The organism is Streptomyces sp. NPDC059455 (genome assembly GCF_042750115.1).
In the GTDB taxonomy this organism is placed as follows: Bacteria; Actinomycetota; Actinomycetes; order Streptomycetales; family Streptomycetaceae; genus Streptomyces; species Streptomyces endocoffeicus.
This window is the reverse complement of sequence record NZ_JBHYVB010000088.1, coordinates 18,022-34,498: the sequence shown is the minus strand read 5'-3', so window position 1 is coordinate 34,498 and position 16,477 is coordinate 18,022. Positions and strand designations below refer to the sequence as shown.

13 protein-coding genes and 5 pseudogenes are annotated in these 16,477 nt (G+C 68.5%); 13 read left to right on the top strand and 5 right to left on the bottom strand.

The features are described 5' to 3' along the window. The coding region (locus tag ACFXB5_RS28240) for an LLM class flavin-dependent oxidoreductase (protein ID WP_385212698.1) at positions 1-665 on the bottom strand (665 nt) is incomplete at its 3' end. A gap of 112 nt (positions 666-777) precedes the next feature. After that, positions 778-1,107, bottom strand: coding sequence for a hypothetical protein (locus ACFXB5_RS28235; RefSeq protein WP_385212696.1), 330 nt, complete (start codon positions 1,105-1,107; stop codon positions 778-780). Between the two features lie 188 nt (positions 1,108-1,295). On the opposite strand from ACFXB5_RS28235, the gene ACFXB5_RS28230 reads away from it, so the two are divergent. Both ACFXB5_RS28230 and ACFXB5_RS28225 read left to right on the top strand, forming a co-directional pair. Further along, positions 1,296-2,057 (top strand): DeoR/GlpR family DNA-binding transcription regulator, encoded by a 762-nt coding sequence (locus ACFXB5_RS28230; RefSeq protein WP_385212694.1) that lies wholly within the window; start codon positions 1,296-1,298, stop codon positions 2,055-2,057. A 274-nt stretch (positions 2,058-2,331) separates the two neighbouring features. After that, positions 2,332-3,915 (top strand): GMC oxidoreductase, encoded by a 1,584-nt coding sequence (locus tag ACFXB5_RS28225; RefSeq protein ID WP_385212692.1) that lies wholly within the window; start codon positions 2,332-2,334, stop codon positions 3,913-3,915. Between the two features lie 51 nt (positions 3,916-3,966). Here ACFXB5_RS28225 and ACFXB5_RS28220 read toward each other — a convergent pair whose 3' ends face one another. Next, on the bottom strand, positions 3,967-5,574 hold the full coding sequence (locus ACFXB5_RS28220) for a PucR family transcriptional regulator (protein ID WP_385212690.1): 1,608 nt from the start codon (positions 5,572-5,574) through the stop codon (positions 3,967-3,969). A 124-nt stretch (positions 5,575-5,698) separates the two neighbouring features. On the opposite strand from ACFXB5_RS28220, the gene hisD reads away from it, so the two are divergent. The 6 genes and pseudogenes from hisD to ACFXB5_RS28190 all read left to right on the top strand — a co-directional run bounded on the left by hisD (position 5,699) and on the right by ACFXB5_RS28190 (position 12,508). Beyond that, positions 5,699-7,024, top strand: a complete 1,326-nt coding sequence (hisD, locus tag ACFXB5_RS28215; RefSeq protein ID WP_385212688.1) for a histidinol dehydrogenase — start codon at positions 5,699-5,701, stop codon at positions 7,022-7,024. A gap of 95 nt (positions 7,025-7,119) precedes the next feature. Beyond that, positions 7,120-8,733, top strand: a complete 1,614-nt coding sequence (locus ACFXB5_RS28210) for an APC family permease (protein WP_385212686.1) — start codon at positions 7,120-7,122, stop codon at positions 8,731-8,733. Beyond that, entirely contained in the window at positions 8,730-9,398 is a 669-nt protein-coding gene (locus tag ACFXB5_RS28205) for a ThuA domain-containing protein (protein ID WP_385212685.1), read from the top strand. Before ACFXB5_RS28210 ends, ACFXB5_RS28205 begins: the two co-directional genes overlap by 4 nt. Before the next feature lie 37 nt (positions 9,399-9,435). Continuing rightward, positions 9,436-11,223: a thiamine pyrophosphate-binding protein gene (locus ACFXB5_RS28200; protein ID WP_385212684.1), complete on the top strand. Its 1,788-nt coding sequence runs from the start codon at positions 9,436-9,438 to the stop codon at positions 11,221-11,223. Positions 11,224-11,825: 602 nt separating this feature from the next. Next, positions 11,826-12,077 (top strand): annotated as a pseudogene (locus ACFXB5_RS28195) (transposase); the annotation flags it as partial. Between the two features lie 14 nt (positions 12,078-12,091). Continuing rightward, a complete protein-coding gene (locus ACFXB5_RS28190; protein WP_385212718.1) occupies positions 12,092-12,508 on the top strand; it encodes a hypothetical protein in 417 nt (138 codons plus the stop codon). Here ACFXB5_RS28190 and ACFXB5_RS28185 read toward each other — a convergent pair. Beyond that, positions 12,505-12,939, bottom strand: coding sequence for a nuclear transport factor 2 family protein (locus tag ACFXB5_RS28185; RefSeq protein ID WP_385212683.1), 435 nt, complete (start codon positions 12,937-12,939; stop codon positions 12,505-12,507). The genes ACFXB5_RS28190 and ACFXB5_RS28185 overlap by 4 nt on opposite strands. 117 nt (positions 12,940-13,056) lie before the next feature. Between ACFXB5_RS28185 and ACFXB5_RS28180 the strand changes: the two genes are divergently transcribed. Next, positions 13,057-13,608: a TetR/AcrR family transcriptional regulator gene (locus ACFXB5_RS28180; protein WP_385212682.1), complete on the top strand. Its 552-nt coding sequence runs from the start codon at positions 13,057-13,059 to the stop codon at positions 13,606-13,608. Between the two features lie 989 nt (positions 13,609-14,597). Here ACFXB5_RS28180 and ACFXB5_RS28175 read toward each other — a convergent pair. Continuing rightward, positions 14,598-14,807, bottom strand: a pseudogene (locus tag ACFXB5_RS28175) (transcriptional regulator); the annotation flags it as partial. Between the two features lie 76 nt (positions 14,808-14,883). On the opposite strand from ACFXB5_RS28175, the gene ACFXB5_RS28170 reads away from it, so the two are divergent. The 4 genes and pseudogenes from ACFXB5_RS28170 to ACFXB5_RS28155 form a co-directional block, all read left to right on the top strand. Beyond that, a complete protein-coding gene (locus ACFXB5_RS28170; RefSeq protein WP_385212680.1) occupies positions 14,884-15,039 on the top strand; it encodes a hypothetical protein in 156 nt (51 codons plus the stop codon). Positions 15,040-15,197: 158 nt separating this feature from the next. Next, a pseudogene (locus tag ACFXB5_RS28165) lies at positions 15,198-15,398 on the top strand (hypothetical protein); the annotation flags it as partial. A gap of 91 nt (positions 15,399-15,489) precedes the next feature. Next, positions 15,490-15,738, top strand: a pseudogene (locus tag ACFXB5_RS28160) (response regulator); the annotation flags it as partial. Positions 15,739-15,885: 147 nt separating this feature from the next. Continuing rightward, a pseudogene (locus ACFXB5_RS28155) lies at positions 15,886-16,331 on the top strand (PP2C family protein-serine/threonine phosphatase); the annotation flags it as partial. Positions 16,332-16,477 lie beyond the last annotated feature (146 nt).

The following is a 16,477-nucleotide window of genomic DNA, read 5'->3' as shown; positions in this document are numbered from 1 at the left end:
GGCGGGGGGGGGGCGCTGTGCTCCCCGCCGCGGGGGGCGCGCCTGGCGGGCGGCGCCCGGGGGGCCCCCCCCCTCGGGGGGGGGGGGGGGGGGGCGCGGGGCGCGCCCGGCGGCCCCGCGGCCCCCACCTCGCCCGCGGCTGCCTGTGATTTGGGGCCGCGTACGCCGAGGACGATTGGGGGGACGGTGTCGGGGGTCTCGGTGATGACAACACCTTCGCAGCGCACATAGCGGCCGCCTGCCGGGCCGGGCTCGCCGCGCATGAGCAGGCGCAGCGCGGTCGTGTACTCCTTGATCAGCGTCAAGGGGCTGGTGGGCCAGGCTCCTGCCTGGCGCATCCAGTCGGGCATGCCGTGGCCGATACCGGCGATCAGGCGACCGGGGTAGAGCTGGGCGAGGGTGGCAAGTTCCATCGCGGCGAAGCACACGTTGCGGGCGCCGGCGGGCATGATGCCGATACCGACGGTGATGCTGGTGGTGCTGGCGAGGACGGGGCCGGCCTGGGCGAGTCCGCCGCGCCAGCCGAGGTCCTCCACCACCCACACCTGGTCGAACCCCAGTTCCTCGGCTCGCCGGGCGTAGGGCAGCACGTCCCGGACGGGCAGGTCGCGGGGAAGCATGATCCCGACACGGCCGCGAGCGGGAGTGGTATTGGTCTCGGGCATCAAGGGCTCCTTCTGGTGGCGGTGGGTTCTCCCACCGGTCTGGCGGCCGGGCGGAGGCGAGCGTGGAGGCCGCGGTGTGTGGCACGGCGTCAGGGGCCTGTCGCACAGGGGGTCAGTGGCTGCTCGGTGCCATCTCACGCGTGCGGTCGGATCCGGCGCGCAGGATTCGGATGGCCGCAGCGGTGAACGCGGCCCATATCCACGGCGAGACGGCCACGATCGTGACCCCGGCGGCGGCCTTGCCCACGGCCGGGCTCATGCCGTCGCTCGCGGCGCCCGCTCCGACGAGCGAGGCGATGACACCACCGACGGAGAACATGGCGTGGAAGGCCGACATGACGGGTCGGTCATATGCCTTCTCCACGTGCACGAAGTGGGCGTCCATGCTCACGTCGAGACAGCCGGCGCGGAAGCCGAAGACCAGCAGGGCACCCGTCGGCATCCAGGGATCCCGGGGCAGGCCGGGCAGTCCACCACCGTGCCGCACAGGACGAAGCAGACGAAGTTCGCCACACGGGCGGACCGAAGCGAGCGTTCCATGCCGATCACCATAACGAACGTACTGTGTGATTGGAAAGCCCCAGAATGAACAGCTTGCTTGTTCGTTTCGAGGTGATGTTCAATCGCGGTATGAGCAACGCAGACCGACACAGGCTGATCGCCCAGGCCGTCGGAGAGTCGGGCAGTGCCACGGTCCAGGAACTCGCCGCGCTGACCGGCGCCTCGGAGATGACCATCCGGCGCGACCTCGACACACTGGCCGCCCACGGCGTCCTAGAACGCGTCCGCGGCGGGGCACGCACCCTGCTGCTCAGGGGCGAGGAGCCGCCCTTCGCGCTGCGCGCCCACGAAGCCATCGACGCCAAGCGCCGGATCGCGGCCGAGGTGTCCTCGCTCATCGCCGACGGCGAGACCGTCCTCCTCGACAGCGGCACCACCTGCCTGGAGGTCGCCCGTCTGCTGCGTGGCCGGCAGGTCACCGTGATGCCCCTGTCACTGCAGGCAATCCACGTCCTAGGCGACGCCCCGGGTCCGACCACGCTGATGGTGCCGGGCGGACGGCCCCGCGCCGCCGAGGGGGCCCTGACCGGCCCCCTCACGCTGGCCTCCCTGGCGGCGCTGCGCTTCGACACCGCGATCGTCGGCTGCTGCGGTCTGAGCGCGGCCGAGGGCCTGACCGCCTACGACCTCGACGACGCGGCGGTGAAGAAGGCCGGCATCGCCTCCGCCCGCCGCATCGTCGCCGTCGCGGACGGCAGCAAAGTCGGCCGCACCGCCTACGCCCACGTCGGCCCCTCCACCCTCCTGGACACCCTCGTCACCGACACCACGGCACCTGCCGACGAGGTGACCGCGCTCGAAAGCGGCGGCACCGTCGTCAAAACCGCCTGACAAGTCCCTTGTGGTCGGCAATCCTTCAGAGCCGATCGGCACCGTAGCGAGCTCTCCCGCACAGAATCGCGGTGCTCACAGTGTGCCATTCAATGACCGACCATTGCTCACTTCGTGCATGTCCTGCGCGCAGGGGACTGTTTAGCCTCTTCAAGAACCACTCCGGCAAGACCTCTCCATGTCTCGGTCCCATCTCCAGAGAAATTTGCCGCAATGGACAGCATGACCCCCGTCCACCGAATAAGCGTAAAGGCACCGAAAGGAAGTCAGATTGATGGATAGCCCGGTCTCGCAGAATTACACGCCCGCGGAACTGCAGCCGGATTCCCTGCTCTCGGTCGGAACCGCGGATGAGATGAACACGGATGTCCTGATCATCGGCTCCGGCATGGGCGGCGCCACCCTGGCCTGGGCCCTCAAGGATTCCGGACACCAGGTGCTGGTCGTCGAGCGCGGCACCTTCCTCCCCCGCGAGCCCGAGAACTCGCAGCCGACCGAGATGTACCTGAAGGGCCGGTACAAGAACGCCGGCTACTGGTACGACGGCAGCACGGGAAAGCCGTTCGCACCGGGCGTGTACTACTGGGTCGGCGGAAACACCCGCTTCTACGGCGCCATGCTGCCCCGCTTCCGGCGCAGCGACTTTACCGAGGTGGAACACCACGAAGGCACCTCGCGGGCATGGCCGTTCACCTACGAGGACCTGGAGCCCTTCTACAGCACCATGGAGCAGCTGCTCCAGGTGCACGGGCAGACCGGTGAAGACCCGACCGAGCCGCCGCACTCACAGACCTACCCCTGCCCGGCGCTCAAGCACGAACCGGTAATCGAGCGGTTTGCTGGGTCTTTGCGCAGGCAGGGCCTGCACCCATACCACGCCCCGAACGCGCTGAATGTGCGTGGTCAGAACGACCGTGCCGCCGTGGCCACCGCGGATGGTTGCCCAGACGAGACCGGGATGAAGTCTGACGCGGAGAACAGGATTCTGCTGCCCGCGCTGAGTGACGGTGTGAAAATCATGACGGGAGCCGAGATCACCCGGTTGATCACCTCCCCGGACGGCCGCAAGGTTGTCGCGGCCGAGGCACGACATGCGGGCCGCACCGTCCGCATCAACGCCAAAAGCTTTGCCGTGGCCGGTGGCGCGGTCAACTCGGCAGCGCTGCTGCTGCGCTCGGCCGACGACGCGCATCCGCGGGGGCTCGGCAACTCGTCAGGGCTGCTGGGCCGCAACTACATGGTCCACAACAGCACGTTTTTCGTGGGCGTCAACCCGCTGCAGATCAACCCCACGAAGTGGCAGAAGACGCTCGGGCTGAACGATTTCTACGAGGCGGGCCCGGGGACGCCCTTCCCGCTCGGCAACCTGCAGATGCTGGGCAAGCTTCAGGCCCCGATGCTCAAGTCTGCCCGTCCGTGGGTACCGACGCGGGTCCTGAAGTTCATGTCGGACAGGAGCATCGACATCTACTTGACGACCGAGGATCTCCCGTCGCTGGAGAACCGGGTCCGGGTGGATGGTGACCGGATCCTCATCGACTGGAAGCCGAACAACCTCCAGCCACACCGCACGCTCGTGAGCCGGGTCACCAAAATGGTCCGTAAGGCGGGCTATCCGCTGATCTTTACCCAGCGCATGGGTATCGAGACGAACTCACACATGTGCGGCACTGCCGTCGCAGGCCACGATCCCGCGGAGAGCGTCCTCGATCCCTTTTGCCGCAGCCACGATATCGAGAACCTCTGGGTGACCGACTCCTCGTTCTTCCCATCGTCCGCCGCACTCAACCCAGCCCTGACGATCGGCGCCAACGCGCTGCGCGTCGCTCCGTCGATCGCACAAGCCACCAAGAGCTGAGCCGGTACTCGGAATTTCGGAAGCCGCAGGTGCGGGTTGCCAAGTCTGGTATCACGTACGCCGAAGCGTCGGCTTGCGCAGCAGATCGTAGCCTCGAACCGCGAGCTGTAGGCGCTGCTGGTTTTCGATGTGAGTAAGGTCGATTCCAAGGATCTCGGACAGCTTTTCGAGGCGATGATAGACCGTCCGCCGCTGGATGAAGAGCACGTCTGCTGCCCGTGCTTTGTTGCCGCCGCAATCCAGGAAGGTCCGCAGGGTCGGCAGTAGCGGGTTCTTCGCCAGGGCGTCGTGCTCGAGCAGCGGTCCCAGTTCGTCCTCGACGTAGCGTGTGAGTTCGGGTCCGTCGGAGAGCGCCACCAGCAGACGAAGCGCTCCCAGGTCATCGAAATGCCGCACTTGCGGCTCCACCGCGGCTGCTGCCACTGAGGCGGCGCTGCGGCTCTGCCTCAGCGCAAGAGGCAATGCCGCCGGTGGCACGATGCGGCTGATGCCACCTCCGACGCCGTGGTCGCTCAATGTGATCTGCACCTGACTCGGGTCGCCGCCGGCGGGAAGACCGACGACTGCCGTGTCGAAATCCCCGGTGTCGCCGACGACGGCGGGCCAGTCGGCGTCATGGAACAGGCGAGCGAGGGTGTGATCCTTGAAGGGTTGGCCGTCCCCCGCGCACGCCGTGACGACAATCAGGTCACGCCCACGGAGGTCCTGCCCGAGCGCCAGGCTCAGGCTGACGAACTTCTCCCCGGTGATGTCGCCGAGCAGTAGCCGGTTCAGGAGGGCTGTCTGGCGTTGGGCCGAGCGGGCCCCGTGCTCTCTCTCACTGAGCAGGGTGATCGCTACCGCCGCGGCTGCCCGTTCCAGCGTGCGCAGGTCGGTGCGGCTTGGCTGCGCCTTGCCGTGCAGAAGGTGCAGCCAGCCCCACTCCTCTCCCCGAAGGATCACGGGCTGGCGTGCGCAGGGCACGACATCGCGGAACGACGCCGCGCGGGCCGTGGGAACCGCGGGGCCCCGGGCCGCGAGGGAGTGGTGGCGTTCGTGGATGGCCCGGGAGTGTGCGCTCCACCGGTTCACGATCTCGTCGGCTTCCGGAGCGGCGCCTCCGTAGGCGAGCATTTGGTGAGCCACGTCTTCCAATATCACGGCGTGCCCCGTGCGGTGGGCCAGTTCTCGGACCACCCCGACATAGTCATCGTCGGCGAGCAGCAGATCCATGAATGCCTGGCTGGTGGCCTCTTCGGCGGTCAGTTGTTCCAGGCGCATCTGGACCAGCACTTCGTGGACCTGGGCTGATGTCTCGACGAAGGGGATCTCGTCCGTCAGCCCGACGAGGGGCAGACCGACGGCTTCGGCCTCCTCGACAGCGGCCTCGGGCATTTTATCGAACATACGTCCGGCAAGTTCGACGACCAGAACGGCAGCGCGGGCGTCCGCGAGACGCCGGATGAAGGCGCGCTGCTGGCCGGCTGTGGTTCCCATGCCGAGTCCGGCGGTCAGCAGCATTTCTTCGCCGGTGAGGAAGCGGTGAATGTCCGGGATCTCGCCGGTGTGGACCCAGCGCACGGGACGGTCCAGGTTCTTCTCTCCCGCGTGGACGCGCACCTCGGTGCGGGTGAACACCTCGAGTTCCAGAGCGGCGCGAACGGTCAGGACTTCAGTCATGAGCTTCTCCAGAGTGTGCAAGATCCATGAGCAATATCGCACATGTTGTGTCTGTCGCCACAGGCCGCTGTTTACCCAGACTTCAGGTCAGCCCCCAGACACGTCCATCTGCAAGGAGTGCAGAGTGCCCAGCACGAGCAAGATCGTGAAGGGTCCCCTCGCGGTAGAAGCGTCGCGGACCAGCCGACCGGAAATCGTCGCCACCGTCGCCGAGGTTATCGCCGACGTTCGGCAGAACGGTGACGCCGCCGTACGCCGGTGGTCGCAGAAGTTCGACGAGTGGAGCCCGGAGTCGTTCCAGCTGAGCCCCGACCAGGTCGCCTCCGTGGTCTCCTCGGTCCCTGAGACAGTCCTCGACGATCTGCGCTTCGTCCAAAGGCAGGTCCGCGGCTTTGCCCAGGCTCAGCGGGATTCCCTGAACGACTTCGAGGTCGAGACCCTGCCCGGGGTGTACCTGGGACAGCGCAACATCCCCATCGGCGCGGCCGGCGCGTATGTTCCCGGAGGCCGGTATCCGCTTACGGCGTCGGCCCATATGACCGTGCTGACGGCCAAGGTCGCCGGTGTCGGGCGGGTCGCGGCGACGACCCCGCCGGACCGCGGGACGCCGCCACCCGTGAGCATCGCCGCGATGCATCTGGCGGGCGCGGACGAGATCTACGTCATGGGTGGTGTTCAGGCGGTAGCGGCCCTGGCACTGGGTACTGAGACGATCGCCGCGGTCGACATGCTCGCCGGGCCGGGAAACGCCTATGTGGCAGAGGCCAAACGGCAGCTCTTCGGTGAGGTCGGTATCGACCTGTTCGCCGGGCCGACAGAAGTGCTGATCGTCGCCGACGAGACCGCCGACCCGTTGGTGGTGGCCACCGATCTGCTGTCCCAGGCCGAGCACGGACCGGACTCCCCGGCAGTCCTGATCACCACGTCGCAAGAGGTGGCCACGCGGACCATCGCGTACGTGGAGGAGCTGCTGCCGGGACTGTCCACCGGCGAGATCGCCGGACGGGCCTGGCAGGACAGGGGTGAGGTGATCGTGGTCCCCGGCCTCGATGCCGCCTACGAGCTCGCCGACGCGTACGCGAGCGAGCACGTGCAGATCCTGACGGCCGAGCCCCGTGAAGCACTGCACCGGATGCGGAACTACGGCGCGCTGTTCCTCGGCGACAAGACCTGCGTCGCCTACGGCGACAAGGTCATCGGCACCAACCACGTCCTGCCGACGCTGGGGGCAGCCCGATACACCGGTGGACTCTGGGTCGGCAAGTACCTCAAGACGGTGACCTACCAGGAGATCCAGAACGCCACCTCCAGCGCCGAACTCGGCGAGATCTGCGGGCGGGCCTCCCGCATCGAGAACTTCGAGGGACATGCCCGCTCGGGCGACGTCCGCAGCGCGCGCTACGGATCGGCCCGGCCGGCCTGGACCGACCACGCCTTCGGACGGGCCTGACCGGTGCCGGCGGATCAGGACTTACGCCACACCGCCCCCGCAGCGAGGCTGCCGTTCCGCGACGAGCAGTCCTACTTCAATCCCCGGAGATCGTCATGTCAGCTACAGAGAACGAGGCGCAGGCGGCGTCGAGCACCGCTCGTGTCGCTTCCTCGGGCGGGGCCGTCGGCCCGGTCTCATCAAGTGAGGACGCCGAACTGCTCGCGGCACTGGGCTACGAGCAGCGCTTTGACCGCAAGGTCAGCCTGTGGTCGAACTTCGCCCTCGGCTTCGTCTATCTCTCGCCCCTCGTGGGCGTCGTGTCCCTCTTCGCAGTCGGTCTGTCCACCGCCGGCGGACCGTCCATCTTCTGGATAGCCATCGTCGGTATCGGGCAGTTCCTGGTCGCCCTGGTCTTCGGCGAGATCGTTTCGCAGTTCCCCCTCGCCGGCGGGCTCTATCAGTGGGCCCGGCGCCTGTGGAATGGGCGCTACGCCTGGTTCACCGCGTGGACCTATATCTGTTGCATCACCATCGGTATCACCAGCACGGCCTTGTTCAGCTCGGACTTCGTGGCCAGTCTCTTCGCCGGTACCGCCGACCAGCCGGGGGTCTCCTCCTCCCCCGGCCAGCGCCTGCTCATCGCCGTTGCCATCACAGCCGTCTGCCTGATGTGCAACAGCTTCGGCACCAGGACCCTGGCGCTGATCTCGAAGATCGGCCTCGCCGCGGAGCTGATCGGCATCATCCTCGTAGGCCTTTACCTGCTGGCCTTCGAGCGGCACAACTCGATCTCGATGTTCTTCGACAGCGGCGGTACCAGCGATGGGGGCAGCTACTTCGGAGCGTTCGTCGCCGCCTCGATCGTCGGGCTCTTCCTCTACTACGGGTTCGAGGCATGCGGTGAAGTCGCCGAGGAGGTGCCGAATCCCGCGCGCAGCATCCCCCGCGCCATGCAGTTGACCGTGGTGGTCGGAGGACTGTCAGCGGTCTTCGCATTCGCCGGTTACGCGCTCGCCGCACCGGACCTCCCCTCGATCCTGGCGGGGAAGGACGCCAATCCGATTCCTGCGATCCTGCAGAGTTCGATCGGCACCGTCGGTACGAAGCTGGTGCTCGTCGTCACCCTCACATCCTTCATCGCCGGCGTCATGAGCCAGCAGGCCGCGGCGAGCCGCATCGTCTTCTCCTTTGCCCGCGACGACATGTTCCCCGGCGCCCGTCTCTTCTCAAAGATCTCCCGCAAGTACCGTGTCCCGACGAACGCCCTGCTGGCCGTGAACGTCACACCGCTCCTGCTGTTCGTCTTCGTCTACTTCTCGCCCGACTCACTCGTCAAGATCGCTGCCTTCCAGGTGCTGGCCGGATACGCGGCCTTCCAGCTGATCGTCCTGGCTGCCCTGCGGATGCGGTTCCGGGGCTGGCGGCCGGCCGGTGCGTGGACCCTCGGCCGCTGGGGACTCACGGTCAACGTGGCAGCCCTGGTCTATGGAATCCTGGCCATGGTGCTCCTGGCCGCTCCCAGCGGCGACGCCGGGGCCTCGTTCGTGGACCGCTGGATCGCACTCCTCGGTTTCCTCCTCGTCTCAGCGGCGGGCCTCGCATACCTGCTGGCGGCCAAACCGGAACGTAAATCCACCGCGCCGGAAGGCGACGCTCTGGAAGTGGCGGAACGCCTTCGCAACCGCGCCGCAAGCACTGCCCGTACGACGGAAGGGACGAACGCATGAGCCGCGTTCTGTATCTCTACGGTGGCTGGCCGGGGCACAAGCCCTACGAGGTCGCCCAGGAATGGGCGCTCCCGATTTTCAAGGACCTGGGCTTCGACGTCGACGTGGCCAACGACATCTTCGCGCTCGACGCCGATCTCACCGGCTACGACCTGATCGCCCTCAACTGGAACAACGCCCTGCTGTCCGAGGGGCTCACCGTGGCCCAGGAGGGAAGTCTGCTGCGGGCGGTGGAGTCCGGCACCGGGATCGCCGCCTGGCACGGAGCCGCGGCAGCGTTCCGCATGAGCCTGAAGTACCACTGGCTGATCGGAGGCAGTTTCCTGGAGCACCCTGCCGGTGAGGGGGTGAAGTACCCCTACGAGGTCTCCATCACCGACACCGGCCACGAGATCACGGCAGGGGTCAAGGACTTCCGCGTGGCTTCTGAGCAGTACTACATGTCGGTCGACCCCAACAACCACGTCCTGGCGCAGACCACCTTCACCGGCGAGCATCTGCCCTGGCTGGAGGGTAAGACCATTCCCCAGGCATGGATCCGGACCTGGGGCGCGGGCCGGGTCTTCTACAGCGCGGTCGGACACGATCTCGATGACCTGCGGAACCCCGACGTGACCCGGCTGTGTACCCAGGGCTTCGCCTGGGCCGCCCGCCGGGGCCAGTGACCACAAGAACCGAACCGAGCTGAGTGGGAGCAACCACATGCCAGTCCTCACCGGAGGCCAGATCGTCGCGCGGACCCTGCGCAACTACGGCGTCGACTACGTCGCCGGCATTCCCGGTCACGGCATCTGGTCACTGACCGACGCCTTTCTCGACAACGAATCCAAGATCCCGTTCATCCAGACCTTCCACGAGCAGAGCGCGGTCCACCTCGCCGACGGCTACTACCGTGTCACCGGCCGTCCCCAGGCCGCGGTGACCTCCATCGGCGCGGGCGCCAGCAACACCGTGATCGGGATGGGGACCGCTTTCACCGACTCCACCAGCGTCCTGGTCATCACCGGCGGCCCGCCGACCCACATGCGCGGCCACGGCCTGCTTCAGGAACTCGACCGCTACACGGCCAACGACTTCCCCAAGGTCGCCGAGGCCGTCAGCAAACGGCACTGGGTCGTCACCCGCGTCGAGGAGCTCCCCTTCGTCCTGCACCGCTGTTTCAACTCCATGCTGACCGGTCGCCCCGGCCCCGTGCACCTCGAGGTGCCGATGGACGTACAAGCCGAGGCCGCGAACGTCGACCTGCATGACCTGGCGCGACGCGTGCCCGTCGGACGCCAGCACCCCGACCCCGAAGCGGTGGACCGTGCTGTCGAGGTGCTTCGTGGAGCCGCCCGGCCGGTCATCGTCGTCGGCGGTGGCGCCATCACCTCCGAGGCCTCCGGCCAGGTCCTGGCTCTGGCCGAACGCTGGCAGATTCCGGTCGTGACCACCTGGAACGGCAAGAGCGCCTTTCCCGAGGACCATGCGCTGTTCGCCGGCAGCGTCGGTCAGACCGGCACGCTGGTCGGCAACGCGATCGCCAGCTCCGCCGACGTCGTGGTCTCCGTCGGCTGCCGCTTCACCGACTGGTCGGCCTCCAGCTACGCCAAGGGCATCAGCTTCTCCATTCCGCCGGCGAAGCTCATTCACATCGACATCGACCCCCACGAGATCGGTAAGAACTACCCCGCCGAGGTGGGTATCGTCGCCGACGCACAGCGAGCCGTGGCCGCGATCGTCGACTCCCTGCCCGCACAGGGCGCCGACCGCTCCGAATACCTGGCCGAGCTGGCCGTTCTCAAGGAGCAGTGGGAGGAGAAGCTCGCCGGGCGCCGCGACAACGACCGCTTCCCCTTCACCTCACAGCGCCCGCTGGGTGCCCTGCGCTCCGTCCTTCCCCGTGACGCGATCATCGTCGCCGGCTCGGGCAACACCCAGGGGGCGGTCAAGCAGACCTTCCCCGTGTACTCCCCGCGCACTCACCTCACCTCAGGCGGCTTCTCCTCCATGGGCTGGGCCATCCCGGCCGCGGTCGGCGCCAAGCTGGGCCGGCCGGACCACCCCGTGGTGTGCGTCCTGGGCGACGGTGACTTCCTCATGACCGCGCAGGAGATCGCTCTGAGCATCACCACCGGCGCACCGGTGGTCTTCGTCGTCCAGAACAACGCGGGCTACATGTCGATCCGCGGTGGCCAGCGCAAGCAGACCTCCCGCCACATCGGCACGGAGTTCTCGCATCCCGACGGCACGCCTTACAGCCCCGACTTCGCCGCCATGGGCCGGTCCTTCGGCATCGAATCATGGAAGGTATCGGACGCCGACTCCCTGGAGTCGACCCTGCGCAAGGCAGTCCAGTCGGGCGAACCCGCCCTGGTGGAAGTCCCGACGGACCGCGACGCGGCCGGCCCCTGGGTGCCTGGCTGGTGGGACTTCCCCGTCCCGGCGTACATCACGGACGAACGCCAGGAGGAGTACCAGCGCACTCGGTCCACCGAGCAGCACCTCTGAGTAGTTCTCCCAGACTCCGCGGCCGCCGCGCTCGCAGCGGCTGCGGAGTTCCGGATGCCAAGCACTTCGGCCAGGCGGAGGAATCCGTTCAGCGGAGTCATCGCCATCCGGGCGTCCTCCAGGGTGAGGGGCGTGCGCAGCGGTACCGGGGACGGGGAGTAGTCGACGCTGTAGCCCTTGCCGGGACGGATCGGCAGCGGGACACCCAGCTCGGCGGTCATCCGGCCGGCCCGGACACCGCCGGTGAGCGGCAGGGTGTCGCCCGTGAACTCAGGCCCTGCGCGAGCTCGTTCAATATGACCGTGCGCTCGGCGCTTCCTGCGCCGGGGCGACGCCGTCACCGGCGTGCTCACCGACAAGGGGCACGGCGTCCAGGCGCGGGCAACGGTGGAGGACGGCCCCGAGAGCGTACGGCTCGCCGGTGTCCGACCGATGCGTACCCCGGCGGTGCTTCGACCAGGCCATGGCTCGCATCGCGGGCCGGTTCCGCCGAGTAACCAGGGGCGACGGCGCGGGCATTCGTGCTCGGACTGCTGTCCGGCGTCGAGCGCAAGAACTGTGGGCGGCTGGCCGAGGAGGCAGGCCATGCCCGCCCCGGTGCGATGCAGCGGCTGCTTCCGTCGGCTCTACTTCCCGAGCACGCCTGGTGCCGGGATCCCGGTCGCCGGTCGGGCTCCGGGGTTCCCGAGCAGGTGGAGTTCGCCGCCAAGCCCCGCCTGGCCCTGCAGATGATTGAAGCGGCCCTGGATGCTGGGTGCCCCTCCTCGTGGGTGACCGGCGACGAGGTCTACGGTCAGGACCCGCATCTTCGCTCTGTCCTGGAGACACGTGGGATCGGCTACGTCCTGGCGGTTGCCTGCACCACCAGGTGCGGATCAACGAGAACCGCACCGTGGTCCAGGCTGGCACCGTGGCCGCCTCACTGCCAATGGGCCAGGCCGACCTGGACCACTACCAGGTCCGCCACTGGACTTTCTGGCACCGCCACATCACCCTGGCCATGCTCGCGCTGGCCTTCCTCGCCGCCGTCGTCGTCAGCACGAGGCCCGATCGGAGCACCGACCCGTGCCGTCCGGTCCGCAGTATCGACCCGAGCGACCTGACCATCCCGGAGATCCACCACCTCATCGGCACACTCTTCAGATCTCCGGCCATGCCGCCGCACCGCCTTCTGACCTGGTCAATCTGGCGCAGACTCCACCAGGCGCAGGCCAGACGCGCCCATTACCCACGACGTCTCATCAGCCATTCGGACACCTGGATCACGTTCGCACTGGAGTACTAGGTCAGTTGCGCGCAGAGGGCGTCGACCGTGTTGGTGGCACGAGCGAGCCCGAGGTGGTCGATGTAGTCCCGCGACTCGACGATCAGCCCGTCGCGGATCCGGAGGACGATGATGCCCGGCGCGGCCCAGCCCGCGTCGCCGCGGTAAGTGAACTCGCCGATGACCACCTCGGGGTCGGCAGTGTGGTGGACGCGTACGTCCTCGACGCGGAAGCCCGCCATGCCGGCCAGCCCCGCCGCGGCGGCGAAGTGCTGCCGGAGTGCTTCGCGGCTGAGCAGCGGGGTGTCGCCGAGCGGGGCCATCGGGTGTCGCACATCGGTTTCTTCGGCGTAGAACTCGGCCAGCTTGTCGACCTGACCGCGGTCACCGTTCTGCAGCCGGCAGGCGCCGTCGAGCATGGCACGGAACGTCTCTTCGGGGGTTCGCATCATGGTCGCCCTTCTAACCGGAGTCTTCACTCCGGACTATACGGAGTCCCCACTCCGGACCGCAAGAGTGGATCACGGGGCCCGCGGGAGCGAGGGATCCGGGGGAGGGAAAATGGCTGGATGCGAAGCGACGCGCAAGCGAATCGGGACCGGGTGCTGGCCGCAGCCGAAGAGGTCTTCGGCGAGTCCGGCAAAGCCGGTTCGACCGAGGAGGTCGCGCGCCGGGCCGGCGTCGGGATCGGCACCGTGTTCCGGCACTTCCCGACCAAGCGGCTGCTGGTCGAGGCCACGATCGTGCGGCACCTCACCCTGCTCACCGACACAGCGCGGGCGCGAGGCGAGGGTGGCGAGGCCGGGGCGGCTTTCCGGATGACGTTCCGGGAGATGGTCTCAGGCGCACCGGCGAAGCTCGCGCTCGTCGCGCTGCTGGAGGAATCCGCTGATCCGGCGGGCGCCACTGATGAGGTGGAGGCTGCGGCCTCTGTGTTGCGGGACGCCGTCGAGGTGTTGCTGTCCCGGGGCCAGGAAGCCGGTGAGGTGCGCGCGGACGCAACGGTGGACGAGGTCTACGTGCTGATCAGGGCGCTGGCCAACGCCCGGGGTGACCGGGCTGTCGTAGACAGGGCGATCGGCATGGTGCTGGACGGACTGTCGCCGGGGCGTTCCGAGTAGCCACCCTGCGGCCTACGGATCAGAGGGTTGGTACTGCGACGCCACTCCCCTGCCGAAACGGTTTCATGATCGGGCCGTTGATTGTTGTGTGGCGGATGTCGATGTTGCCGTGTGATCGGCGGAGCTGGATCGGTTGCATGCCCGGTTCGCGGGTCGTTTTACGAGGTCGGAACCGCGTCGACGGGCTCGGCAGTACATGTCCGGGCTCGCTGCCGGGCTGGACCGTAGGAACCGCTGGACGGTGGCCGAACAGGCCGGGGAGGCATCGCCGGGAGACTTGCACCAAAGCCCCAATCGGTCGTGTTCCGTGCTGACCTGGGCCTTCGTGGTGGAGAGTCACTGATCGCAGAGCCCCGAGTTCGCTGTGATGATGCGGATCCCGGCGGCTCTGCAGCGGAATGTCCGCTGACCGACGTGGACGGCTGGCCAGGCGTTCGCGGCGGGCGGCAGCGGCCTGCGGTGCGGTCGGCTTCGCCCGTATGACCGCCCGCTACACGGAATGTCTCCCGCTACGCCGCCGCCTCGGCCGGCAGGGTCGGGACGCGGTGGGGTCGCCGGTCGGTAGTACGGCGATGGGCCCGTCTTCGTACGGCCACACGGTCTTTGCGAGGACGAGCCTGTGGGTGGAGCCAGGGCGAACGGGGCGGGGGCGGAAGGCCGCTATTACGTCCTCCTCGCCAACCGCGTCCACCCCCGCGGTTTCCCGGCGGTCCGCCGCGCCTGCCACCACCACGCGGCGGCCCTCGCCTGGGCAACGGACACACTCCGCACCGCTGCACCCTGGAGCTGCATAACCCGGTGAGCGGCTGCCGATTGCCGGTTGACGGCCGCCCAGGAGGTCCCGGCCTGGTTGGCCTCCGTCGGTCTCAGCGGGACACCGCGCGCAGCGCCCCGGACCGGCGGCCGGTCAGCCGGTCCAGCGCGGTGACGGAGGCGTCGTCGACGGGGATGTGCACCATCAGGCGCCGATCGTCGTCGGCGGACAGCGCGGTCAGCCGCAGCGCGTCGGCAAGTGCCGGGAGCACGGACGCGGACGGTCTGTGGTCGCGCCCCTGCTCGAGCCGGGACTCCACGCCGCCCCCGGCGAGCATGGTCGGCTCGGCCCGGCACAACCCCGGCGTCCGGCGGCGCGGACCGGCGGGCAGCTCCACGTCAGCGGGGGCTACGACCTCGCTGCGGCTGCGGAGGAAGAGCCCCAGCTCGTTGTCGCTCCTTCACTCGAAGTGAACGGCCGTTCTGCTTGGCGGGCCAACCCTCCAGCCCGGTGTACAAGTCGTGAAGGCTGCGCCAGACGCCCTGAAGCCGATACAGGGATGCGCCGACTTCCGAGCCGCCGCGGACCCGGCAGCGATGAAGGCCCAGGACCTGATCAGCCCCAACTTCATCGCCACCGAGGCGAACACGAAGTACAAGGGACGGAATGCCCGGTAGCCGCGTCGGCGCGGCCTTCTCCGACCGCACCGGCATCCCGGCCGAACTGGTCGTTCTGGAAGAGGACCCTCCCGAACTGCCCGCCTCCCGATCGGAGGTGCTGGCGGCGGCGGTACGGGAGTCCCTGCTGAACGTGGAGAAACGCGCCGGGGCGAGGTGCCGTGACCGTGTCCGTGCGGCGCAGCGGCCCACTGCTGACGGTCGCCGTGCACGACGACGGCGTAGGGCTGGGCCCGGCACACCAACCGGGGCTCGGCCTCGCCAAGACCGCCGAGGCCATCGGCCGACTGGGCGGCTCCGTCCGCGTCGTCCGCGACCCGGACGGCGGCACGGTCTGGCGGGCACAACTGCCCTGCTGACGACCCGCCCCACGCGCATCGTCATCGTGGACGCCCCCCGGTCGTCCACGACGGGGGCGCGGCGCAGCTCAGCGGATACCCCGACCTCACCGTCGTCGGCCACGCCGAAACCGGCGTCACGGCCGTCGAGCTGTGCGCACGCGAACAGCCCGACATCGTATTGCTCGACCGGCGCCTCCCCCACCGCCTCGCCGCCGATGTCGTCCCCGACGTGCACCGCGTCAGCCCCGGCAGCCGTGTCCTGCTCTTCACCGCGTTCCCCGAACACGCCGCCGTCGCGCCGACGCTGGCCGCGGATGCCTACGGGCTCCTGGTCAAGGACGCCGGGAGCACGGCGGTACGCGAAGCCATCCGCGGCGTGGCCCACACCGCTCGTTCCGAACCGGCCGGTCCACCCCCTACGCCGCTCCCATCACCGCCCGTGAGTACGACGTCCTGCGTGTCGTCGCGGCCGGATACACCACCTGATCGCCCCCACCAGCAGATCGGCTACTGCGCGGTGGGCTTCAGCCTGCCTCGCCACTTCGCGGAGGAAGACCAGTCCCCGCTCATCGCCCTGAGCGGGCTGGTCGCCCAGGCACTGGAACGGGCCCGCCTCTACGACGCCGAGCACACCCGCGCCCAGCAACCGCAGCGCGGCCTGCTGCCACGCACCGCACTCTGCCCGCCCCTGCCGCCCGTCACCGCCGCCGCCCGCTATCTGCCCGCCGGTGAAGGCGTGCAGGTCGGCGGCAACTGGTACGACCTCATCCCACTGTCCGGGGCACGGGTAGCCCTCGTCATCGGCGACGTCATGGGCCACGGACTGTGCGAAGCCGCGACGATGGGCCGACTGCGCACCGCTGTCCACACCGTCACCGACCTCGAACTCCACCCTACGAACTCCTCACCCACCTCAACGACCTCGTCGGCGCCCTCGGAGACGACCGCTACTTGTTGATCAGCGGCGACCCAGCGGGCCTCCGAGGCGGGGTGTCCCGGTTCCGGCGTGCACTGCTGAGCTGGGGCGTGGGGGGGAGCGGGGTTGGGGGTTCGAGCTCCCCGGCGCGGTTTAGCCCCCACGTGGAGAGGGGGTGAGG